This window comes from Rhizobium sp. M10, assembly GCF_002531955.1.
In the GTDB taxonomy this organism is placed as follows: Bacteria; Pseudomonadota; Alphaproteobacteria; order Rhizobiales; family Rhizobiaceae; genus Rhizobium; species Rhizobium etli_C.
Window position 1 is genome coordinate 19,970 of the sequence record NZ_NWTA01000027.1, and the last position, 20,960, is coordinate 40,929.

Consider the following 20,960-nt stretch of genomic DNA (forward strand, 5'->3'; position numbering starts at 1 on the left):
CGAGCTAATCGATGATATGCAATTTGCGTGCCGTTGGCGGCGGCTTTTCGATCTTGGCCATCATAGCCGCGACAGACATGTCTCTCCAACCAGGATCCGGCGGGCGAGGCTTGAGAACGGGAAACGCCTGAAGCCTCTCGAGGGGGTCCGGAAACCCTGCCATCAGTCATTAAATGACAGATTATGGTAAATATCAGACTTAGCGCAGCGGGCCTACTCGTTAAAACTGGCTATTTTCTTACATATTCTACCGAAGATGCAGCAACGCTCTGCTTTTTCGGAAGCAACGCAGCGCCACGATGCATCGTTGATTGTCCCGAAGGTGGACGGGGAGGCATCCAGATCGTACAATGCCGTCTCTTGCACGCGGCGGATCTGGGAGGACGCGCGATGCCCATCTTCATGGACCGGCACTATCTCGAAGGTACCTCGCCCGCCGAGGTTGCCCAGGCGCATCGGATGGATATCGACATTCAGGATCAGTACGGCGTCAAGTTCCTCACCTACTGGTTCGACCAGCGGCGCGGGACGGCCTTCTGCCTAGTGGATGCGCCCGATATGGAAACCGTCCAATGCGTGCATCGCGAGGCGCACGGTTTTGTCGCCAACGAGATCGTCGAGGTAGCCCTGTCGGCGGTGGAGGCCTTCCTCGGCCGCATCAATGACCCCGATCCGGCGCCCGGCCAGTCGTCACCGCAAATGGATCCAGGCCACCGGGCGATCCTCTTCACCGATATCGTCGGCTCGACCGAGATGACGGCGCGCCTTGGCGACCGCATGGGGACAGAGCTGGTCCGGGCTCATGACGCGATCGTGCGCCGATGCCTCGGCAAAAATTCGGGCCGCGAAGTCAAGCACACCGGCGACGGCATCATGGCGGCCTTCGCGGCGACAACGGCAGCCGTCGAATGCGCCATGGCGATCCAGCAGGAATTCCAACATTACAACGGCGGCAACAATGCACAGCCGATCCATATCCGCATCGGGCTCGATTGCGGCGAGCCGGTCGAGGACAGCAACGACCTCTTCGGCTCGACCGTGCAGCTGGCGGCCCGCCTCTGCGCGGCAGCCGCCAGCGACCAGATCCTGGTGTCGGAGAATATTTTCCGGGAATATGGCGCGACCGATGTCTTCGCCCACGCGACGCGCCGGCGGCTCAAGGGATTTTCCAAGCCGATGCTGGTTTTCCGATGCGACTGGAGCAATACCAGCCGGCACCTGAGCTAAAACTCTTTGTTTTTATGCATGTCGCCCGGAACCGCTGCACATTTCCGGGCGACATGCATCAGCGCACCGCCGATTTTCTCGCGGCGGCCGAACCCGCCTCGTTTTCGGCCGCGGCTGTGCGCTTGTGATCAGGCATTGCCGATCGGATGATCGCTCATCAGCGGTTCGAATTTCGCCGCGCCTTCGGCCTTCGCCAGCACGCCCGACATCTTCAGAAACCGCCGGAAATTCTCCCGCGCCGCGTTCAGCGGGAAACGGCCGCTCGCCGTATCCCTGCATGCCTTCAGCAGCGTGTCATATGCCAAACCTCGCTTGTCCTGCGGCCACTCTTCCAGAAAATCGAAGATTTCGTCGAGACTTGTGATCTCAGCGACGAAATGTTGACGACGAAGCAAAACCGGCTCGAACCGAGCTTCTGGCATAGTATCCTCCCATTTATATTACTTTTTTATGGGATTATATTACTGAAAAAGCTTGAGTAATTCAAGACAAATCAGGTTTGGTTCGCCAGCAAACACAGTGCAACTACTTCCATAACGACAGAATAGCGTGGCCGGATCGACCGGACATAAAATGTGCAAATCGCATGCTCGGATGCGCATGATCGCGTCCAGCTCTCCTCGCGATTGCATATGCCGCCATGATAGATTGCGCGCGCCGATCAACCCTGGAGGAGACGCAGATGAACCGATTTATGAGCTTGACCGCAGCCGGAGTGCTGATCGGCCTCTCCGCCATCGCGTCTTCCTGCACCTCACCTGGTCGGCACGACAGGGAGGATTTTCAATATCAGCTGGATACATCGAGGAACCCGGCTTGTGCCGGTGGATTCAGACCCGGCAACGCGCGCTCGTGCAGCTATTGACGGGCGCAGGGCTCGGCAGTGTCTGCGCGCAGCAACAGACGGACGGATACCGCAGGATGCAAGCTCATAAGCTGTGTCGTTTCCGCATCACTGTCTGCAGGGTTGTAAAAATCCGCTTGGCAATGGCGAATTGCTCCGCTACATAACGCTCACCGCTCAGATCTAACACTCCAGATCGAACACAGGGAGGCGTTGCATGACACCAGCATTCATCGACAGCTTCCCGCATGGAATGTGCCGACGCTAGGTCACTTCCATTCGCGGCCCGCCTCCAGCGCGCCAGACATACGGTTTTTTCATCCTTCATAGCCCGATTGATCTGACGGGATCATTTTGTCTCCCGCCTGGGCTGTGGCATCTCACTCTCGATTTTGAGGACCGGTCGCCGAAATCCGGGCCGGGCAGGTTAAGATGACTCGCAAGAAGCTCGATTTTCGCGCCGATGCCTATCGCCAGGTGCTCGGCTTTGTTTTTCATCATTGGACCCATCGGCCTGTTTTGGTCGGCGCCATCATCGTGCTGGTCGTTGCCAGCACGCTGGCCGAAGTCATGGTGCCGGTGTTTTCCGGCCGGATCGTCGATGCCATTGCCGGCGGCAACGCGGCCGATGGCGCGCTCAGCGCCTTTGTCATGGTCGTGGTTCTGGGCCTTGCCAGCGTGGTGCTGCGCTGGTTCATCTTCAACGGCATCATCCGGCTGACGCTGCGCATCATGGCGGATGTGGTCAATAACGGCTTCCACAAGGTGCAGCGCTTCTCCACCGACTGGCACGCCAACAGCTTTGCCGGGTCGACCGTGCGCAAGATCACCCGCGGCATGTGGGCGCTCGATTCGCTCAACGACCTGTTGCTGGTCGCGCTGCTGCCATCGATCGTCATGCTTGTCGGCGCCAGTCTCGTGCTCGGCAGCTACTGGCCGGTCATGGGCCTGTTCGTGGCTCTGGGGTCGCTGATCTATATCGGCGTGACCGTGGCGCTTTCCATGGGCTTCGTCTCGCCGGCAGCGCGGCTCGCCAATGCCTGGGACACCAAGCTTGGTGGCGCGCTCGCCGATGCCATCAGCTGCAATTCGGTGGTCAAGGCCTTCGGCGCCGAAAACCGCGAAGAGCTGCGCCTGCACCACGTGCTGGCCAAATGGGACAGGCGCACCCGGCGCACATGGAAGCGGGGTACATTCAGCGGCACGATCCAGGGCTTCATGATGGTTTCCATGCAGGCGGGCATTCTGGGAACGGGCCTCATCATGTGGCGGCAGGGGCTGGCGACCCCTGGCGACATCACCTTCGTGCTGGCGATGTTCTTCGTTCTGCAGGGGTATCTGCGCAATGTCGGCCAGGACATTCGCAACCTGCAGCGCGCCGTCAACGATATGGAAGAGCTGGTGCTGCTCGACAAGATGCCGCTTGGTGTCGAGGACAAGCCGGACGCCAGGCCGATCGCGATCGGTACGGGCGAGATCGTCTTCGACCGCGTCACCTTCCAATATGGCGCTCATCCCGATCCGCTTTATGAGGACTTTTCCGTCACCATCAAGCCGGGCGAGCGCGTCGGCCTGGTGGGGCATTCGGGCTCGGGCAAGACGACCTTCGTCAAGCTCATCCAGCGCCTCTACGACGTCAATTCGGGCGCCATCCGCATTGACGGACAGGATATCGCCGACGTCAGGCAATCAGACCTGCGCGGCCAGATCGCCATCGTGCAGCAGGAGCCGATCCTGTTCCATCGCACGCTGGCGGAAAACATCGCCTATGGCCGACCGAACGCCTCGCGGCGCGAGATCGAGCAGGCGGCGAAACAGGCCAATGCGCACGGCTTCATCATAAGCCTTCCCAAGGGCTATGAAACGATGGTCGGCGAACGCGGCGTCAAGCTGTCGGGCGGCGAGCGGCAGCGCGTCGCCCTCGCCCGCGCCTTCCTCGCCGACGCGCCGGTGCTGATCCTCGACGAGGCGACGTCGAGCCTCGACAGCGAGAGCGAAGTGCAGATCCAGCAGGCCATGGAACGGCTGATGGACGGCCGCACGACGCTGGTGATCGCCCACCGCCTGTCGACGGTCCGCGCCCTCGACCGGCTGCTGGTCTTCGACAAGGGCAAGATCGTCGAAGAGGGCGACCACCAGGCGCTGATCCGCCTCAACGGAGGCATCTACCGGCGGCTGTTCGAACGGCAGGCGCTGGAACTGACCAAGGGTCTGGTGGCTTAAACCGGAATGCCGGGGCTGACGCCCCGGCATTCCGACGACTGACAAGGTTCACCTCGCTTTTCGTCATGCTCGGGCTTGTGCCGCGCATCTGCCGCCGGTCGATAGGACGGCAGATCCTCGGCACAAGGCGCACAGGGCCGAGGATGACGTCGAGCTTTGCCAACTCGCGCAACGACGCTCACGACAGGGCGAAGATCCTGACCTCCCTGCCGATGCCCTGGAGTTCCGCCATCCGGGACGCCGAGGTGACGCCGCTGTCGCGCAGGATCTCCGAGACATGGACATCCTCGACGATCGCTTCCGTCGTCATGATCACGTTGGGGTCGGCAAGGCCCTGGACGCGGGAGGCGATGTTGACGGTCTGGCCGAAATAGTCCTGCCGGTCGTTGAGGTTGACGGCAAGGCACGGTCCCTCATGGATGCCGATCTTCAGGAGCAGGTCTTCGCTGCCGTGTTCGGCATTCAACCGGCTCATCGCCTCGCGCATTCTGAGTGCGGCAGCGACCGCGCGATCCGGGCTCGGGAAGGTCGCCATGACAGCATCGCCGATCGTCTTGACGACGGCGCCCGCCTCGGTGGCGACGATCTCGTGAAGAACGCGGAAATGCGCCCGCACCAGGTCGAATGCGGCAAGATCCCCGACGCGCTCGTAAAGTGCCGTCGAGCCCCTCAGATCGGTGAACAGGAACGTCAGGCTGGTGATCTTCAGGCGCTGGTCGACGTCGAGCGTATCGGTCCTGTAGATGTCGCGGAAGCTCTGGTTCGTCAGCAGACGCTTGGCCGTCAAAAAAGCCCGCCGGCGGCCCAGGAGATCGTGCAAATCATCTCCGGCGATGCAGACATTCGGCACCACCCGGCGATCGGTATGGTTCTCGAGGGTGAGCCGCAGCAGACCCGGGCGCAGCGTCACGGTTTCGTTCAGCGCATGCCCGCGGCTGATGACCATCGAGAGGTTCTGGCGTTCGCCGGTTGGCTCACCCTGCACGTCGATGAACTGCGCGGAATGCGTGACCGCGTCGAAGATGATGACGAATTGCGCCGGCAGCTGCAGCGACACGAATGCCTTCTCGCCGGGCGCCAGCTCGATCATCTCCAGCAGAATGCGTTGAAACTTCGCTTCCAGATCCTCCGGCAGGTCGACGCCGGAGCTGAAGAAGATCTGGCGGTAATATTCGAGCGGCGGCAGCCGGTCGGGCTCGTGGGCGGCAATCCTGCGCACGCGCGGACTGACCGTGAAGGTGACCTCGACCATCTCGTCGAGCGTCGGTTCATATCCGGCCGCGCAAAGCGCGCAGTGATAGGTGTCCTGAACGACGCCTTTGAGCGTTGCGCCGCTGTCAAGGACGCCGCCGCATCCCGGGCAAAGCACATTCCAGGTCATCTCGAACGCGCCTATGCGGGCGGCATGCAGAAAGGCGGCGATGGTTTTCTCTTCGTCGAGATGGTGTTTTTCGGCGAAAGCAAGCGCATTGATGCGATTGAGATCGCGATCGGCGCCATGCCTGACGACGTTTTCGATGCACTCGACCGTCTGCGGGTCAGCCGCCTGTCGCAGGGTGGCAAAAAGCACGTCCATTTCACTCATTGGAGAAGTCTCTGTGCAGACAACACGGGCGAACAACGCCACTTCCGGGATCATAACACGGGACCTTGCCAATAGAAATCGACAGCCCCGGATGCCGCTTGTTTTCCGGCCGACCCGGCCGTCGCCGCGGCGATCCGGCCAGAGGATCATCTGTTGGGTGCGTAGGTGTTGCGCAGGGCTGTGCCTGCGGCGCACACGAGACGCGGGATGCAGAAGGCGTGCGTACGCCGCGGCCTCATCATGTTGCGTAACCCGGCTCGATGCGGTGATCTCGCAACGCGGACTTCCGTTCAGCTTAACGCAATCGAGGCGAAATAGGCATCATTGTGCACTGAGGAAACAATGATGCTAAAGGCGCTCCGGAACCCGCATATCCAACTATGCTTGAAAGCAATTATTTTCCCGACACGGTGGGTCTGCGCTAAATCGATGTTCTTGAATTGCTGACCCGTCGACTTCGCAGTCCTCATCCAAATCATATGCCGGCATTTAATATTCGGCGTACCGACGAAGGGCCATGCCTACAAACAGCATAGCCATGAACGTGAGAAACATGGAACCAAAGAAGACGCGAAAGAAGTTTGCGAGGGGTGAAATTTTCACCCTCGAAAGCTGCTTAACAGGCACTCCGCGTGGTTTTGTCACCACCAGTCCTAGATAACCAAACAATGCGCCAACTACAAATATGGCCATATAGGGATCCATCCAGTCCGGGACACTTATACGGCGGGTAAGAGTGAACGCGAATGCTTGATGAGCCGAAAGCAACGTCAAAGAGAGAAAGAAGCAAACTGATTTTGCGTGCTTAGAAATATTCATGCTTTCCCCGTGGCCACGACCACTCCCCATAGCTGCAGGGTGTCAGAATGCAAGCGACTGTCAAGATTACCCGATAGGCGCACCGAGAAAGCGAAAGTTACTCCGTTTGGGTAGGGGTACTATAGGCGCCCACGGTAATCATTCGCCTGCGCTGAACGGGCTTGGCCGCGCGCCATTCCTCATCGGTGACCACTTTTCCGCCTTGCCTTCCAAAGCCCTTTTCATTGCCGCCTGTGCGGCTTCCTGGCGTAGAACCCCAGGCGTTTCCAAAAACGCCTTCCATGTCACCATTCGTTCTCGAAGGGCGATTGAGAATAACCGGGATGGTGCCGCTCACTGCGGAGCTGTGGCCTTTTGCGGAATGGTCTCCGCCGCTGGCCGCTCAGACGGATCGGCGGGATGGCCATAGATCGTGTAGACGGCGCCCGCCAGAACGCCCAAGACGATGAGAGCGAGCACGTACAACATCATTCCACGGATGGCCGTTTTCGGTGTCTTGTCCATCGGAGACCTCCAAGATTACTCAGCGGTCAAATTCCATGCGAGCGGGTTTGGTTCCGGGGTCGAAGGTCTCGGAAAGGCAAATCGACGATCCGTGTGCCCTGATCAGGACGACTTCTGACGACGCCGGCTTCGGCCCTCCCCTCTCTCCCGGCGATAAAACAACTTGTACGACAGCCTACATTTTCGCGAGTGTGTCCTTATTGCTACAGCCTTCTGTTGAGTAGTTGCTATATTATTTAGCTCTAATGTAATTCCATGAGGTACCAAGATGAAGTTAGCTATCGCCACTGCCTTTCTCGCACTTGTCGCTACCACTTCCTTTGCGGCCGATGTCGTTCAGGAGGCCCCGACCGCCCCGGTTGCGGCGGCACCTGTTTTCACCTGGTCGGGTCCGTATTTCGGTATCGATGGCGGCGCCGCTTGGCTGAACGGTGATTTCAGCGCCGGCGGTGCCTCTGCCTCTGAGGATTTCAACGGCGGCGTCTTCGGCGGGTTCGCAGGTTACAATTTCCAGTTCGATAACTTTGTCGTGGGCATCGAAGGAAACCTCGAATACAATTGGAATGAAGAGGACGCGCTGGGTGCAGAAGTCGGGACGGATTGGGCTGGAGCCGTTCGCGGTCGTGTTGGCTACGCCTTTGATAGGGCTCTGATTTACGGCGCAGCCGGCTGGGCCGCCACGCGCGGTTACGTCGATGCGCCCGGCTTCGACAAGGAAACCGAGACGTTCAACGGCTACACCGTCGGTGCCGGCGTCGACTTTGCCATAACCAACAACATCTTCGCCCGCGGCGAATATCGCTTCAACGACTACGGCGAAAAAGATATCCTGGGCATTGATGTCGACCTCGACCAGCACGAACTGAAGTTCGGTATCGGTGTGAAGTTCTAATAAGAGTTTCTCGGATCGGTAGCATCAGAGCCTCGCCGTGTTTCGGCGGGGCTTTTTCATTCCTCCGGATCACGTCGCGGTTCACGCGCGGCATATGGGTCGGAACGCAATCATTAGCTCCCTGCCCCTGCCCTGAGCCGACGATCCCGCTCGGCACCACTTGCAGATCCAATTTCGCCGGATTTCCCGCGCGTCGATTCTCGTGTGGCGGTCTTTGCCGCACCCATCACAACGGCAAGCGAAGCGGCGGCGCTTCGACACGGCGATCAAAGCGCCGCTTATTTTTGCTCGCACTGGCGATCAGCCCTCGGCCCCAGTTGCCGCATGTCTCGCCTGAGATCGCGGGGCGTCATTGCGAGAGGAGGCGCGCATGGTAATGCGAAATTGGGAACCAGAGCTGCCGCAACGCATTACATGCTTGCAACTTGGCTCATTCCATTTTCGGAGGAGATTTCACATGAACCAGCTTATTTGGATCGTCGGTGCCGTCGTCATCGTGCTCGCAATCCTGAGCTTCTTCGGCTTCCGTTGAGAAAAGAATCTGCGGCTCGACCGCACCATCCACAACGCAAGAGCGCGCCGCTGCTCTGGCCCCAGAGCACGATGCCCGGCGCAAGCGTAATGGATGGCATTAGCAGTGGCTTGAATGTCTGCTATCGGTGGGTACGAGGCTGGCCCGGCGAACTCGAGAGTGATTTTAGATCAAACAAGTCTCATCAAAACGCGGTGGCGGAGAAGTTTTTGATGAATCGCAATTATGAACGCACCCACGGCTGGTGGAGACTCAGTGGCGACTGGCCCGGCCGACGAAAACAGAGATTTTTCTAACTTATCGAGCCATTGGTGAGAGCGTCGGGGTTCGAACCCGAGACCTACTGATTAAAAGTCAGTTGCTCTACCGGCTGAGCTACGCTCTCCCTTTCCGCAGGCTGTGAAGCACCCCGGCTGGAAGTGGGCGGAACATAGGCAGGCGACCCATTGCGGTCAACCGAAAAATTCGGCTTTTTTCAGTGATCGGCACATTTCTTGCGCGGCGCAAAGCAAATCGCTTGCGCGGGCGTAACGACACATCGGCGCCAAGCGCAAAAAGGTGATTGGCAATCGCGGCCTGGCAAAGCTAGGAACAGGGCGCAGATTGCAGCCGGAGAGAATGCGTGTCGATTGCCGATATTTCCCTGTGGAGCGCTTTGATAGCCGGGGCGCTTTCCTTTCTTTCGCCCTGCGTGCTTCCCCTCGTTCCGCCCTATCTCTGCTATATGGCCGGTATATCAGTCGAGCAGTTCCGCGGCGGCTCGGCGGTTGCGGTGGCGCCCGATATCAGGCGTGGTGTGCTGTTCTCGGCGCTGCTCTTCACGCTCGGCTTTGCCACCGTCTTCGTGGCGCTCGGTGCCGGCGCGTCCAGCATCGGCATGGCGCTGCGCCAGCATCTCGACCTGCTCTCCAAGATCGGCGGGCTGATCATCATCGTCATGGGGCTGAATTTCCTCGGCCTGTTCCGAATCGGGCTGCTCGCCCGCGAGGCGCGCTTCCAAAGTGGCGGCAAGCCCGCGACCTTGACGGGCGCCTATGTCATGGGCCTGGCCTTCGCCTTTGGCTGGACGCCCTGCATCGGCCCGGTGCTCGGCGCGATTCTCGGTGTCGCCGCCTCGCGCGAGACGGTCGGCTCCGGCGCCGGGCTGCTTGCCGTCTATTCGCTGGGTCTTGCGATTCCCTTCTGGATCGCCGCCGGCTTTTCCGGCGCCTTCATGCGCTTCCTGTCGCGCTTCCGCCGCCATCTCGGCACGGTGGAAAAGGTGATGGGCGCCTTCCTCATCCTCACCGGCCTCGCCTTCCTGTTCGGATGGGTCAGCGATGTGGCGATCTGGTTCCAGCAGACCTTTCCGATCCTGATGCAAATCGGCTAAACCGGTCTTCCCTACCCGCCGATCATACCCGCGCACTGGAAGATCTCTTGGCCGATATCGTCAGCCTGCTCCTGCCGTTCTTCGGCCTGATCCTGATCGGTTATGCCGCCGCCAAGGCGACCAGGCAGCCGGCCGAGGCGCTTGGCTGGCTGAACACCTTCATCATCTATGCCGCCCTGCCCGCTTTGTTCTTCAAGCTCGTCTCGCGCACGCCGATCGAAGAGCTGACGCGGGTCGACTTCATCGTCACCGATATTGCCGCGACCTATGCGGTCTTCATCCTGCTCTTTGCCATCGGCCGTTTCGTGCGCGGCAATGCGCTTGATGACTGCACCATCCAGTCCTTTGCCGGCGCCTACGGCAATATCGGCTATATGGGGCCCGGCCTGGCGCTGCTCGCGCTCGGCGAAGCTGCGGCCGTGCCGGTGGCGCTGATCATCTGCTTCGAGAATGCGCTGCATTTCATCGTCGCGCCGGCGCTGATGGCGGCGGCCGGCGACGACACGCGTTCGCCCGGCCGGCTTGCAGCCGATATCGCCCGGAAGGTGGCGCTGCATCCCTTCATCCTGTCGACGGCGGCAGGCTTTGCCGTGGCCGCCCTCCACATCGACCAGCCGCTGGCGTTTCAGCGCCTCGTCGATTACCTCGCCCAGGCGGCCGCGCCCTGCGCGCTCTTTGCCATGGGCGTGACCCTGGCGCTGCGGCCGCTCAAGCGGGTGCCGGCAGAGATCTCCTACATCGTGCCGGCCAAGTTGATCCTGCATCCGATCGCGGTCTTCATCGCGCTGACGGCTGTCGGCGGTTTCGAGCCGGTCTGGATCCAGGCCGCCGTGCTGCTCGCCTCGCTGCCGACGGCGACCAACGTCTTCGTCATCGGCCAGCAATATGGGGTGTGGCAGGAGCGCGCCTCGGCGACGATCCTGATCACGACGGTGCTTTCGGTGGCGAGCGTTTCGCTCTGGCTGATCGCGATCCGCTCAGGCCTTCTTCCGCTTCAGCTTTTCCTTTAGGGAATCCGGAATGTCGCGGAAGCCGCGGCCGGGCTCGATGCCCTCGCGCATGACGAGGTTGCGCAGCGGCGGAATGGCCGAGAGGATATGCAGGCCGGCAGCCCGCAGCATCTGCACCGGCAGGAAATCCGAAAGCAGCGAGCGGTTGAGAAGATCGACACTGGCGGTACGCGTCATGATGTCGGCGCGGCGTTTGCGGTCGAAGCTGTCGCCGGCATCGGCCGGCACCGGCAATTCGGCCCTGTCGCAGAGGATGTCGACGAGCGCCATGATATCGCGCAGGCTGAGGTTCAGCCCCTGCGCCCCGATCGGCGGGAAGACATGGGCGGCCTCGCCGATCAGCGCGATGCGCCCCTTGCCGAAACGACGGGCCATCATGCCCGACAGCGGCCAGAGCTGGACGCCCTCCTCCACATCGACCTTGCCGAGCATGGACTGCATCTGCGCCTCGACAAGGCGGCCGAGTTCGGCCAGCGGCAACTCCATGCGGGCGGCCGCCTCCGCGGGATCCTGCACCCAGACGAGGCTCGAGCGGCTTCCCGGCAGCGGCACCTGCGTGAAGGGGCCGTGTTTGGTGTGGAATTCGCTCGAGATGTTCTGGTGCGGCAGGGAATGGGCAAAATTCAGCACCATGGCCGATTGCGGATAGGACCAGTTGCGCACGCCGATCCCTGATGTTTCGCGCAGCTTTGAGCCGCGCCCGTCGGCGCCGACGGCAAAATCGGCCGCGAAGGTCTCGCCGCCGGCAAGCGTGATCGACACTCTCTCAGCGGAGATCTCGATCGATTCGGCCATATCGGTGAAACGGCTGATATTGCCCTCGCCGGCCGTGGCCGCTTCCAGGATGTCGGTCAGCGCCTTGTTCGGGAAATTATAGCCGAAGGCATCGAGACCGACCTCTGCGGCGCGGAAGGTCGTGGTCGGCGCACGCAACAGCCGGTCGGTGCCGTCGATGATGCGCATGCTGGTCAGCGGTGCTGCCGCCGAACGCAGCTTGTCCCAGAGCGTCAGGCGGTCGAGGAAGCGGATGGATTGATCCATCAGCGCCGTGGTGCGCCGGTCCTCCCTTGCGGCAACGGGTGCTACCAGCGCCACGCTGCGGCCCCCGCGCGCGAGCGCGATTGCGGCAATCATGCCGGCGAGCCCGCCACCGATCACCGCCACTTCGAATGTCTTCATGCTACCGTTCCGCTCATCATAAAACGGCGGATCGGTCGCTTATGCGGCCGGCTTCGCCTGACGGCGCCAACTATAGCCCTTGCCGGCTTCGGCGTCACGCACCGCCGGCTGATAATGATGGGGAATGGCGGGAAGACGGTTTTCGGCAAGCCGCTTCAGCGCCGTGGCGTTGCTGACCGAGAAGCTGTCGATGCCGACGCGCAGCATCAGCGGCACCTGGTCGATCAACACGTCGCCGACGGCGCGCAGCTCGTTGGTGTAGCCCAAGCGCTGGCGCAGCAGCGAGGCATGGCTGAAGGCGCGGCCGTCGTTGAAGGCCGGGAAGGCGACGGCGATGATGTCAAGGCGAGAGAGATAGGGCTCCAGCCGGCGCACGTCGTCAGCCGGCTTGATCAGCACGCCGAGGCCGATATCGTTACTTTCGTCGGCCTTGGCGATCAGCTCGTCGAGGCCGAGCAGCGGCTTCTGCTCGCCACTCGCCTTCACCTCGTCGGTCTCGATCACCCAGGGATCGTTCTCGACAAAACCGGTTTCTTTCCAGATCTTCGTCATCATCCCCTCCTTATGCCGCTTCGGCGGCCGAGCCGTAGAGCGCAGTCTTGAAGGGCTGCGGCCCGACACGGCGGTAGGCGGCGAGGAAGGTTTCGGACGGATCGAGGCGCAGGCCGAGATAGGTGTCGACGATCGTCTCGATCGCATCCGTCACCCGGTCCGGCTCGAAGCCGCGGCCGATGATTTCGCCGATCGAGGTATGTTCGTCGCCGGAGCCGCCGAGCGTGATCTGGTAGAGTTCGGCGCCCTTTTTCTCCACACCCAGCAGGCCGATATGGCCGACATGGTGATGGCCGCAGGCATTGATGCAGCCGGAGATCTTGATCTTCAGTTCGCCGATCTCGGCCTGGCGTTCGGGATTGCCGAAGCGGCGGGAGATTTCCTGCGCGACCGGAATGGAGCGCGCATTGGCGAGCGCGCAGTAGTCCAGCCCCGGACAGGCAATGATATCGGTGATCAGGCCGGCATTGGCTTCGGCGAGATCGATGGCGACGAGGCCGCGATAGACGGCTTCGAGATCGGCCAGCGCCACATGCGGCAGGATCAGGTTCTGCTCGTGGCTGACGCGGATTTCGTCGAAAGCATATTCCTCGGCGAGATCGGCGATCGCATCCATCTGCGCATCGGTGGCATCGCCCGGAATGCCGCCGATCGGCTTCAGCGAAATCGTCACCATGCCGTAATCGGGGTTCTTGTGCGGCTGCACATTCTGCTGGACCCAGCGGGCGAAAGCCGGATCGGCCTTCTTCCAGCGGGCGAGGTTTTCCCAGCCCTCGGCGCGCTGCGGCAGATCAGGCAGCGCGAAATAGGCGGCGATCGCCTCGACATCCTGTTCCGGCAGCTTCAGTTCGCTATTCTTGAGCGCCGCGAATTCGGCCTCCACCTGGCGCGTCAGCTCCTCGGTGCCGGTTTCGTGCACCAGGATCTTGATGCGGGCCTTGTACTTGTTGTCGCGGCGGCCATGCAGATTGTAAACGCGGACGATCGCCGTGGTGTAGGAGAGCAGATCCTCCTCGGGCAGGAAGTCGCGGATCAGCTTGGCGATCATCGGCGTGCGGCCCTGGCCGCCGCCGACATAGACGGCAAAGCCGATTTCGCCCTTGTCGTTCTTCTTCAGGTGCAGGCCGATATCATGGACCTGGATGGCGGCGCGGTCGCGCTCTGCGCCGGTGACGGCGATCTTGAACTTGCGCGGCAGGAAGGAGAATTCCGGATGGACCGAAGACCATTGGCGCAGGATTTCAGCATAAGGACGCGGATCGGCGACCTCGTCGGCGGCAGCACCGGCGAAGTGATCGGCCGTCACGTTTCTGATGCAGTTGCCCGAGGTCTGCAGCGCATGCATCTCGACGCTTGCGAGGTCGGCCAGCGCATCGGGGATTTCCGACAGCTTCGGCCAGTTGAACTGCAGGTTCTGGCGGGTGGTGAAGTGGCCATAACCGCGGTCATAAGTGCGGGCGATATGGGCGAGCATGCGCATCTGGCGCGCACTCAGCGTTCCATAGGGAATGGCGATGCGCAGCATATAGGCATGAAGCTGCAAATAGACGCCGTTCATCAGGCGCAGCGGCTTGAACGCATCCTCGGCGAGTTCGCCGGAAAGGCGGCGCTGGACCTGATCGCGAAACTGCTCGACGCGCTCGCTGACAAAGGCATGATCAAATTCGTCGTAACGGTACATCGTCTTCCTCAGACTGCAATGAATTCGGGATCGGCGGGAGCGTAGCCCGGAGCATATTCCATGGTCGGCCCTTGCGCGCGGATGCGCTCGCGAAGGCGAAGCGGCCAGAGAATGCCGTTGGTTTCCTGAACGTCGACGACGGCGACGTCAACGACTTCGTTGTCGGCATAGGACTTCTTGCCGGTCGCTTCGAGCGCTTCGACGGCTTCATTGTGACGGGCGACCAGCGCCTCCTGCAGCGAGGTGGACCATTTCCCGTTCGCATCCAGCCAGACGGCAATGCCGTCCGTCAGCCGGTTGGCCGTCAGAACCTTGTCACCCATATTCAGCTCCTTGCAAGTTCCTCGAGCCGGGCGTTCGCACGCACCAGCGGCTCGGACAGTTCGAAATTGGCGCCGGCGACCGCATCGCCGATAATGACCATGACCGGCCCCGACAATTCATCGCGGTGCTGCAGATCGGGCAGATCGGCGAGCGTGCCGTGCAGCAGACGGCGGTCCGCGCGGCTGGCATTTTCGATGACGGCGACTGTCGTTTCGGCGGGAATGCCGGCCTGCATCAGCCGCTCGGCGACGGAGGCGGCAACGGTGCGGCCCATATAGACGGCAATCGTCGCGCCGGAGACGGCAAGGCTTGCCCAATCGGGCAGCACGTCGCCGGTCAGATCATGGCCGGTGGTGAAGACCAGCGAGGAGGCGACGCCGCGCAGCGTCAGCGGCAGCTCGAAATCGGCGGCGGCGGCGAAAGCCGAAGTGATGCCGGGCACGACCTCATAGGTGATGCCGGCAGCCCGCAATGCGGCCATCTCTTCCCCTGCCCGGCCATAGACCAGCGGATCGCCCGACTTGAGGCGGACGACGCGCTTGCCCTGGCGGCCGAGATCGACCAGGAGCTCGTTGATCTCTTCCTGCGATTTCGAATGGCAGCCCTTGCGCTTGCCAACGGAAAGCCGCTCGGCGTCACGGCGGCCCATATCGACGATCGCCTGCGGCACGAGGGCGTCAAAAACGATGACGTCGGCTTCCATCATCACGCGCTGGGCGCGCAGCGTCAGCAGATCCTCAGCCCCCGGACCGGCACCGACCAGCCAGACGTGGCCAGCGACCTTGTCCATCGCGCCCAGCAATCGGTCGGCAGCCTGGCGGGCCTGCGGCAGGTTGCCGTTGGCGACCGCATCGGCAACGGCGCCGGAGAAGAAGCGGCGCCAGAAGACCCGGCGGGAAACGCCGCGGGGCACCAGCTGCTCGACGGCCTTGCGGTAGCTCGTCGCCAGTGTCGCCAGGCGTCCAAGCGAGGGCGAGAGAAGCTGGTCGATCTGCGCACGGATCATCTGCGCAAGAACGGGCCCCGCCCCTTCGGTGCCGATCGCCACGGCAACCGGCGCGCGATTGACCAGCGCCGGCGTGAAGAAATCGCAGTAATCGGGCTGATCGACGGCATTGGCCGGAATGCTGGCGGCGCGGGCGGCATCAACGATCTCGCGGTCGTCGGCTTCATTGCCGGTTGCGGCGAAGACGAGGGCCGCCCCCTCGACCTGCTCGGCGGAAAAGCCGGCGCGCACGGTCTCGATGCGGTTGGCGATCAGGAAGGCATGATAATCGGCTTCCGGCCGCTCGGCATAGGCGATAATCCGCGCCCGCGTGTTGAGCAGCAGCCGCACCTTGGCGAAGGCTTCGTCGCCGTTGCCGAAGACAGCCGTTTTCTGGCCCTCCACGCGAAAGAAGGCTGGAAATACCGAAAGCTGCTCAGTCTTGGGAGACATCATCAATCCACTTCGAAGTTGCCAGAATATGCCCGTGATCGACAAGGGATTGAAGGAACAGAAATTCGAAAGCCCCAGCGCGCGCGTATTCTTTTGCTCGCGCCGTCGGCGATTTGAGAAAAGTCAACCGTGCCGACGAAAACCACCTGTTCCCACTCTCTTTGTTGCAGTGCAGTATAAAGCCTGTGATAAACGGCGTCCACCGGCGTTTGGCGCATTTCGCTCGCGCCTCCAAGGCGATAGACTGGGAAAAACCGGAGACGCCAATGCCTGACAAGACCATCGCTGCCCGCCTGCTTTCGGTGATCGAGGACGATATCCTGCCGCTCACCGAACACGGCGTTTCGCTTGGCAACAAGGTGTTCGGCGCGGCGATCCTGCGCAAATCCGATCTGTCGCTCGTCGTCGCCGAGACCAATAACGAGTTGGAGAATCCGCTCTGGCACGGCGAGGTGCATACGCTGAAGCGCTTCTACGAACTTGGCGACAAGCCGGCGACCAAGGATTTGATCTTCCTGTCGACGCACGAACCCTGCACCATGTGCATGTCGGCGATCACCTGGGCGGGCTTCGACAATTTTTATTATTTCTTCAGCCACGAGGATTCCCGCGATGCCTTTGCCATTCCGCATGACCTGAAGATCCTGAAGGAGGTCTTCGGCCTTGAACCCGGCGGTTACCGCAGGCAGAACGCCTTCTGGAACAGCTTTGCCATCGCCGATCTCGTCGAGACCGAAGACGCTCAACAGAGAGAGGCGCTGACGGCGCAGACCGTCCGCATCAAGGCGCGCTACGACGCGCTTTCCACCAGCTACCAATCGTCGAAGAGCGCCAACGATATTCCCCTCAATTGAGGATGCTGAACCGAGGCACCATGGAACCTTCAAAAGACATTTCGCGGCTGATCGAGATCATGGCGGCATTGCGCCATCCCGAGACCGGCTGCCCCTGGGACATCGAGCAGAATTTTCAGACGATCAAGCCCTATACGATCGAGGAGGCCTATGAGGTTTCCGACGCGATCGAGCGCGGCGATATGGACGATCTCTGCGACGAGCTGGGCGACCTGCTGCTGCAAGTGGTCTTCCATGCCCGCATGGCCGAGGAGGCCGGTGAATTCTCCTTCGGCGACGTGGTCAACGCCATCACCACCAAGATGATCCGCCGCCACCCGCACGTCTTTGCCCGCTCGGCGGCCGACACGCCCGACGCGGTGAAGATCCAGTGGGACGAGATCAAGCAGGCGGAAAAACGCGAACGCGCCGAGCGCCGGTCAAGGCGGGGGATTACCGAGGATTTCAAGGGCGGCTTCCTCGGTTCGGTGCAGCGCAGCTTCCCCGCTTTGACGGAAGCGCTGAAGCTGCAGGAACGCGCCGCCAAGGTCGGGTTCGACTGGTCGGCGCCGGAGCCGATCCTCGACAAGATCGAGGAAGAGATCGGCGAATTGCGGATGGCGCTTCGAGACGGCGACCGGGCAAAGGTCAGCGACGAACTCGGCGACTTGATCTTTGCGGTGGTCAATATCGGCCGGCATGTGAAGGCCGATCCAGAACAGTCACTGCGTGGCACGAATACAAAATTCCGGCGTCGGTTCAATCACATCGAGCAGGTTCTTGATGCAGAAGGCGAGACGCTGGAGGCGGCGAGCCTGGAGCGGATGGAGGAGATCTGGCAGGCGGCGAAGGCGATTGAGCGGGCTGTGATCTCGGGCGCTGAGTGAGTACTCGGCGGCATCGCTCTCCGTCCATCTGACACGGGATATTCACTTGCATTGATAAGCGTCATTCACCGCGCAGACGCGCGGTGGCTGGATTCCTGTGACAGGCACAGGAATGAGGGAGGGTGAGTTTGGCGCCTTCGCCAGATATCCAGCGAAATACCGACGCTTATCAGCCCAGTGGGTAGAGAAATGGAGTGCGCAGCGAATCCAGCGACAATTGGCGGAAGGCCACATCTCCCCTCCCTCATTCCTGTGCCTGTCACAGGAATCCAGCGCGCCCAAGTCCTTGGGCGCAAAAGACTCAGTGGCTGGACGCCCAGAGAGAATAAGTGCCTTACCGCTCCCAATCTTCCCGCGGCGGCTTCGGCCCATTGCCGATGCGGCGTTCGAGTTCGGCGGCTTCGGTTTCGGAGAGGCGGAGATCGAGGGTGATCGAGCCGTCTTCGTTGTCCTCGCGGCCGTCGACGATCGCGTGGTCGTAGAGCCAGGGTAGCAACGCCAGCTTGTCGACGGGAAGGCGGACGGTGGTTTCGGTCATGACGCCGGAGAGGCGGCGGCTGATCTCGTCCATCAGCGTGTCGACGCCCTCGCCGCTGACGGCCGAGACGGCGACGACGTTGCTGGCGCCGGCTGCCTTCTGCACCATGGCGTCGTGGACTTCGGGCTCCAGCCGGTCGATCTTGTTCCAGACCTCGATCAGCCGCTTGCCGGCTTCGGCCTCGTCGATGCCGAGATCGCCGAGGATGCGCATCACGTCGGAGCTCTGCGCCTGGTTGTCGGGATCGGACATGTCGCGGACATGCAGGATGAGATCGGCTTCCAGCACCTCTTCCAGCGTCGCCCGGAAGGCGGCGACCAGATGGGTCGGCAGGTCAGAGATGAAGCCGACGGTGTCGGACAGAATGACGGTGCGGCCATGCGGCAGCTTCATGCGGCGAAGCGTCGGGTCGAGCGTGGCGAAGAGCATGTCTTCGGCCAGCACGCCGGCGCCGGTGATGCGGTTGAACAGCGTCGACTTGCCGGCATTGGTATAGCCGACGAGCGCCACGATCGGGTGCGGCACCTTGCGGCGCTTGGCGCGGTGGAGCTGGCGGGTGCGCACGACCTGCTCCAGCTCGCGTTCGAGCTTAATGATGCGGTCCTGTAAGAGCCGCCGGTCGGCTTCGATCTGGGTTTCGCCGGGGCCGCCCATGAAACCGCCGCCGCCGCGCTGGCGTTCAAGGTGGGTCCAGCTGCGGACCAGCCGGCCCTTCTGATAATTCAGATGCGCCAGATCGACCTGCAGCGTGCCTTCCTTGGTGGAGGCGCGGCGGCCGAAGATTTCGAGGATGAGGCCCGTCCGGTCGATGACCTTGGCGTTCCATTCCTTTTCGAGATTGCGCTGCTGCACCGGGGTCAGCGGATGATCGACGATGACGAGACCCGAATCGCGCTCGTCGAGCAGCGCCTTGATCTCCTCGATCTTGCCGGTGCCGAGCAGCGTGGCCGGTCTCGGATCATTGACCGGCACGACCTGGCCGTTGACGACATCGAGGTCGATCGCCTGGGCAAGGCCGGTCGCCTCTTCCAGCCGGCTTTCCGGCGTGCGGGTCGAGGCCGATTCGGTCTGGCCACCGCGGCTGCGCGATTTCAGAACCGGCACGACGACGGTCGCGCGCATATCGTCCCTGTGCTTGGCGGCCTCAGGGATGATCGAATCGTTCTTGGTATCGCGTGTCGAAATGACGGCTGATCCTGTTAGGACGCGGCTTCTTCACTCTCGAACATCTGCATCGGCTGACCCGGCATGATCGTCGAGATCGCATGCTTATACACCAGCTGCGAATGGCCGTCACGGCGAAGAAGAACACAGAAATTGTCGAAAGAGGTAACAACGCCCGTGAGTTTCACGCCGTTGATCAAAAAGATTGTCAGGGAAATCTTTTGCTTGCGAACAGTATTGAGAAATAAGTCCTGCAAATTCTGAGAACGTTCCGCCATCGCGCCGCTTCTTTCTTTATTGCCGACCTGAGTTGGCCGGTAGAATATCAATCAACCTCACCATGCAAGACCGGCGGCACCCTCATTCCACCTGTCCAGCAAATCTTGGTATCAAATCGCAATCTTTTCCGCAACGTCGAAAAAGGCTTCGCGGACTTTCTGCGAGACGCTGCCGGGATGGCCGTTGGCAATGGCCTGGCCATCGATGGAAACGACCGGAAAACAAATACTTGTGGCTGCCGTCAGGAAAACCTCGCGGGCTGCGAGCATCTCTGAAACGGAGAAATTCCGCTCGGCGATCTTCAGGCCCAGCTTCGCTGCGACATCCATCAATGTGGTACGGGTAATGCCGCGCAGGATGCCGTGTTCGGCAGGCCGCGTCACCAGCGTCCCGTCCTTATCGACGATCCACACATTGGTTGCCGCCCCTTCCTTCACCATGCCGTCGCCGTCGACATAGATCGCCTCCTGGGCGCCAGCCTCCTTGGCCTGCTGGCGGGCCATGGCGTTCGGCAGCAGGCCGACCGACTTGATGTCGACGCGGTCCCAGCGGTTGTCGGTGACGGTGATCGCCTTGATGCCGTTGGCATTCTTGGCCGCGATGATCTTGGGATCGGTGCTCTTGGCAGTGATGACAAGCGACGGCGGCGTGCCCTCGACCGGGAAGACATGATCGCGCCGCGCGACGCCGCGCGTCACCTGCATATAGAAAAGCCCGTTGCGCACATGGTTGCGGCGCAAGGTCTCGCGAATGACCTGCGTCAGCGCCGCCCGGCTCATCGGCCAGGCGATGCTGAGCTCACCGAGCGACCGGTCGAGACGGTTCAGATGGCGCGTGAGGTCGACGATATAGCCGTGACGGATCTCGCAGACCTCGTAGACGCCGTCGGCGAACTGGTAGCCGCGGTCCTCGATATGGACGCTGGCATCGGAATGCTTGACGTAACGGCCGTTCACATAGGCAATTCTCGGCATGGGAAACCTGGTCTTCCGGGAAGCGATAAAGGGATACGGCGCGGCCCGCGTCGCACCTAGTAAATCAAAAAGTGGAGCATGATGTTGCCCGAAAACCGCTGAC

At 61.5% G+C, this 20,960-nt stretch carries 21 protein-coding genes and 1 tRNA gene; 8 read left to right on the plus strand and 14 right to left on the minus strand.

The annotated features are described in order from the left end of the window. Positions 1-390: 390 nt before the first annotated feature. Positions 391-1,227 (plus strand): nickel-binding protein, encoded by an 837-nt coding sequence (locus tag CO671_RS28570; protein WP_097608775.1) that lies wholly within the window; start codon positions 391-393, stop codon positions 1,225-1,227. A 128-nt stretch (positions 1,228-1,355) separates the two neighbouring features. Here CO671_RS28570 and CO671_RS28575 read toward each other — a convergent pair whose 3' ends face one another. After that, on the minus strand, positions 1,356-1,649 hold the full coding sequence (locus CO671_RS28575; protein WP_097608776.1) for a DUF982 domain-containing protein: 294 nt from the start codon (positions 1,647-1,649) through the stop codon (positions 1,356-1,358). 260 nt (positions 1,650-1,909) lie between these two features. On the opposite strand from CO671_RS28575, the gene CO671_RS34310 reads away from it, so the two are divergent. Together CO671_RS34310 and CO671_RS28585 are read left to right on the plus strand one after the other, a co-directional pair. Next, positions 1,910-2,092, plus strand: coding sequence for a hypothetical protein (locus CO671_RS34310; RefSeq protein WP_097608777.1), 183 nt, complete (start codon positions 1,910-1,912; stop codon positions 2,090-2,092). A 411-nt stretch (positions 2,093-2,503) separates the two neighbouring features. Beyond that, positions 2,504-4,294, plus strand: coding sequence for an ABC transporter ATP-binding protein (locus tag CO671_RS28585; protein WP_097608778.1), 1,791 nt, complete (start codon positions 2,504-2,506; stop codon positions 4,292-4,294). Positions 4,295-4,472: 178 nt separating this feature from the next. Here CO671_RS28585 and CO671_RS28590 read toward each other — a convergent pair whose 3' ends face one another. The 3 genes from CO671_RS28590 to CO671_RS33885 form a co-directional block, all read right to left on the minus strand. After that, positions 4,473-5,879, minus strand: a complete 1,407-nt coding sequence (locus CO671_RS28590) for an adenylate/guanylate cyclase domain-containing protein (RefSeq protein ID WP_097608779.1) — start codon at positions 5,877-5,879, stop codon at positions 4,473-4,475. A 489-nt stretch (positions 5,880-6,368) separates the two neighbouring features. Continuing rightward, complete coding sequence (locus CO671_RS28600) at positions 6,369-6,698, minus strand: hypothetical protein (RefSeq protein WP_097608781.1); 330 nt, start codon at positions 6,696-6,698, stop codon at positions 6,369-6,371. Between the two features lie 333 nt (positions 6,699-7,031). Further along, positions 7,032-7,202: a hypothetical protein gene (locus CO671_RS33885; RefSeq protein WP_010025782.1), complete on the minus strand. Its 171-nt coding sequence runs from the start codon at positions 7,200-7,202 to the stop codon at positions 7,032-7,034. Between the two features lie 268 nt (positions 7,203-7,470). On the opposite strand from CO671_RS33885, the gene CO671_RS28605 reads away from it, so the two are divergent. Next, complete coding sequence (locus CO671_RS28605) at positions 7,471-8,094, plus strand: outer membrane protein (protein WP_097608782.1); 624 nt, start codon at positions 7,471-7,473, stop codon at positions 8,092-8,094. A gap of 841 nt (positions 8,095-8,935) precedes the next feature. On the opposite strand, the gene CO671_RS28610 is transcribed toward CO671_RS28605, so the two are convergent. After that, positions 8,936-9,011 (minus strand) — tRNA-Lys (locus CO671_RS28610). Between the two features lie 237 nt (positions 9,012-9,248). On the opposite strand from CO671_RS28610, the gene CO671_RS28615 reads away from it, so the two are divergent. Together CO671_RS28615 and CO671_RS28620 are read left to right on the plus strand one after the other, a co-directional pair. After that, positions 9,249-9,998, plus strand: coding sequence for a cytochrome c biogenesis CcdA family protein (locus CO671_RS28615; protein WP_097608783.1), 750 nt, complete (start codon positions 9,249-9,251; stop codon positions 9,996-9,998). Between the two features lie 47 nt (positions 9,999-10,045). Then, positions 10,046-11,008: an AEC family transporter gene (locus CO671_RS28620; RefSeq protein ID WP_097608784.1), complete on the plus strand. Its 963-nt coding sequence runs from the start codon at positions 10,046-10,048 to the stop codon at positions 11,006-11,008. Here CO671_RS28620 and CO671_RS28625 read toward each other — a convergent pair. Genes CO671_RS28625 through CO671_RS33475 form a run of 6 tightly spaced genes read right to left on the minus strand, consistent with a single transcriptional unit; the run spans position 10,976 to position 16,400 of the window. Beyond that, positions 10,976-12,187, minus strand: a complete 1,212-nt coding sequence (locus tag CO671_RS28625; protein ID WP_097608785.1) for a UbiH/UbiF family hydroxylase — start codon at positions 12,185-12,187, stop codon at positions 10,976-10,978. The two genes, CO671_RS28620 and CO671_RS28625, sit on opposite strands and share 33 nt — an antisense overlap. 39 nt (positions 12,188-12,226) lie before the next feature. Beyond that, positions 12,227-12,739 carry a DUF934 domain-containing protein gene (locus CO671_RS28630; protein WP_097608786.1) on the minus strand — a complete coding sequence of 171 codons (513 nt, stop codon included), beginning with the start codon at positions 12,737-12,739 and terminating at the stop codon, positions 12,227-12,229. A gap of 10 nt (positions 12,740-12,749) precedes the next feature. Further along, positions 12,750-14,420 carry a nitrite/sulfite reductase gene (locus tag CO671_RS28635; protein ID WP_097608787.1) on the minus strand — a complete coding sequence of 557 codons (1,671 nt, stop codon included), beginning with the start codon at positions 14,418-14,420 and terminating at the stop codon, positions 12,750-12,752. Between the two features lie 8 nt (positions 14,421-14,428). After that, positions 14,429-14,743 (minus strand): DUF2849 domain-containing protein, encoded by a 315-nt coding sequence (locus tag CO671_RS28640; RefSeq protein WP_097608788.1) that lies wholly within the window; start codon positions 14,741-14,743, stop codon positions 14,429-14,431. Between the two features lie 2 nt (positions 14,744-14,745). Further along, positions 14,746-16,182, minus strand: a complete 1,437-nt coding sequence (cysG, locus tag CO671_RS28645; protein WP_097608813.1) for a siroheme synthase CysG — start codon at positions 16,180-16,182, stop codon at positions 14,746-14,748. A gap of 2 nt (positions 16,183-16,184) precedes the next feature. After that, complete coding sequence (locus tag CO671_RS33475) at positions 16,185-16,400, minus strand: hypothetical protein (protein WP_141514499.1); 216 nt, start codon at positions 16,398-16,400, stop codon at positions 16,185-16,187. Between the two features lie 48 nt (positions 16,401-16,448). On the opposite strand from CO671_RS33475, the gene CO671_RS28650 reads away from it, so the two are divergent. Together CO671_RS28650 and mazG are read left to right on the plus strand one after the other, a co-directional pair. Further along, complete coding sequence (locus CO671_RS28650) at positions 16,449-17,036, plus strand: nucleoside deaminase (protein ID WP_097608789.1); 588 nt, start codon at positions 16,449-16,451, stop codon at positions 17,034-17,036. Between the two features lie 20 nt (positions 17,037-17,056). Continuing rightward, positions 17,057-17,902, plus strand: coding sequence for a nucleoside triphosphate pyrophosphohydrolase (gene mazG / locus CO671_RS28655; RefSeq protein WP_097608814.1), 846 nt, complete (start codon positions 17,057-17,059; stop codon positions 17,900-17,902). 334 nt (positions 17,903-18,236) lie between these two features. On the opposite strand, the gene hflX is transcribed toward mazG, so the two are convergent. The 3 genes from hflX to CO671_RS28670 form a co-directional block, all read right to left on the minus strand. Continuing rightward, entirely contained in the window at positions 18,237-19,562 is a 1,326-nt protein-coding gene (gene hflX, locus CO671_RS28660) for a GTPase HflX (RefSeq protein ID WP_097608790.1), read from the minus strand. Between the two features lie 77 nt (positions 19,563-19,639). Beyond that, on the minus strand, positions 19,640-19,882 hold the full coding sequence (gene hfq, locus CO671_RS28665) for an RNA chaperone Hfq (RefSeq protein WP_003539403.1): 243 nt from the start codon (positions 19,880-19,882) through the stop codon (positions 19,640-19,642). 111 nt (positions 19,883-19,993) lie between these two features. Next, complete coding sequence (locus tag CO671_RS28670; RefSeq protein ID WP_097608791.1) at positions 19,994-20,857, minus strand: D-amino-acid transaminase; 864 nt, start codon at positions 20,855-20,857, stop codon at positions 19,994-19,996. Positions 20,858-20,960 lie beyond the last annotated feature (103 nt).

What these genes read in the sequence shown, in the direction of transcription:
- CO671_RS28640 (WP_097608788.1), bottom strand. Translation starts at nt 14,743, where the DNA reads ATGGGTGACAAGGTTCTGACGGCCAACCGGCTGACGGACGGCATTGCC.
- CO671_RS28575 (WP_097608776.1), bottom strand. Translation starts at nt 1,649, where the DNA reads ATGCCAGAAGCTCGGTTCGAGCCGGTTTTGCTTCGTCGTCAACATTTC.
- CO671_RS34310 (WP_097608777.1), top strand. Translation starts at nt 1,910, where the DNA reads ATGAACCGATTTATGAGCTTGACCGCAGCCGGAGTGCTGATCGGCCTC.
- CO671_RS33885 (WP_010025782.1), bottom strand. Translation starts at nt 7,202, where the DNA reads ATGGACAAGACACCGAAAACGGCCATCCGTGGAATGATGTTGTACGTG.
- CO671_RS28625 (WP_097608785.1), bottom strand. Translation starts at nt 12,187, where the DNA reads ATGAAGACATTCGAAGTGGCGGTGATCGGTGGCGGGCTCGCCGGCATG.
- CO671_RS28585 (WP_097608778.1), top strand. Translation starts at nt 2,504, where the DNA reads ATGACTCGCAAGAAGCTCGATTTTCGCGCCGATGCCTATCGCCAGGTG.
- hflX (WP_097608790.1), bottom strand. Translation starts at nt 19,562, where the DNA reads ATGCGCGCGACCGTCGTCGTGCCGGTTCTGAAATCGCGCAGCCGCGGT.
- CO671_RS28650 (WP_097608789.1), top strand. Translation starts at nt 16,449, where the DNA reads ATGCCTGACAAGACCATCGCTGCCCGCCTGCTTTCGGTGATCGAGGAC.
- CO671_RS28590 (WP_097608779.1), bottom strand. Translation starts at nt 5,879, where the DNA reads ATGAGTGAAATGGACGTGCTTTTTGCCACCCTGCGACAGGCGGCTGAC.
- CO671_RS28605 (WP_097608782.1), top strand. Translation starts at nt 7,471, where the DNA reads ATGAAGTTAGCTATCGCCACTGCCTTTCTCGCACTTGTCGCTACCACT.
- mazG (WP_097608814.1), top strand. Translation starts at nt 17,057, where the DNA reads ATGGAACCTTCAAAAGACATTTCGCGGCTGATCGAGATCATGGCGGCA.
- cysG (WP_097608813.1), bottom strand. Translation starts at nt 16,182, where the DNA reads ATGTCTCCCAAGACTGAGCAGCTTTCGGTATTTCCAGCCTTCTTTCGC.
- CO671_RS28630 (WP_097608786.1), bottom strand. Translation starts at nt 12,739, where the DNA reads ATGACGAAGATCTGGAAAGAAACCGGTTTTGTCGAGAACGATCCCTGG.
- CO671_RS28635 (WP_097608787.1), bottom strand. Translation starts at nt 14,420, where the DNA reads ATGTACCGTTACGACGAATTTGATCATGCCTTTGTCAGCGAGCGCGTC.
- CO671_RS28600 (WP_097608781.1), bottom strand. Translation starts at nt 6,698, where the DNA reads ATGAATATTTCTAAGCACGCAAAATCAGTTTGCTTCTTTCTCTCTTTG.
- hfq (WP_003539403.1), bottom strand. Translation starts at nt 19,882, where the DNA reads ATGGCGGAACGTTCTCAGAATTTGCAGGACTTATTTCTCAATACTGTT.
- CO671_RS28670 (WP_097608791.1), bottom strand. Translation starts at nt 20,857, where the DNA reads ATGCCGAGAATTGCCTATGTGAACGGCCGTTACGTCAAGCATTCCGAT.
- CO671_RS33475 (WP_141514499.1), bottom strand. Translation starts at nt 16,400, where the DNA reads ATGCGCCAAACGCCGGTGGACGCCGTTTATCACAGGCTTTATACTGCA.
- CO671_RS28570 (WP_097608775.1), top strand. Translation starts at nt 391, where the DNA reads ATGCCCATCTTCATGGACCGGCACTATCTCGAAGGTACCTCGCCCGCC.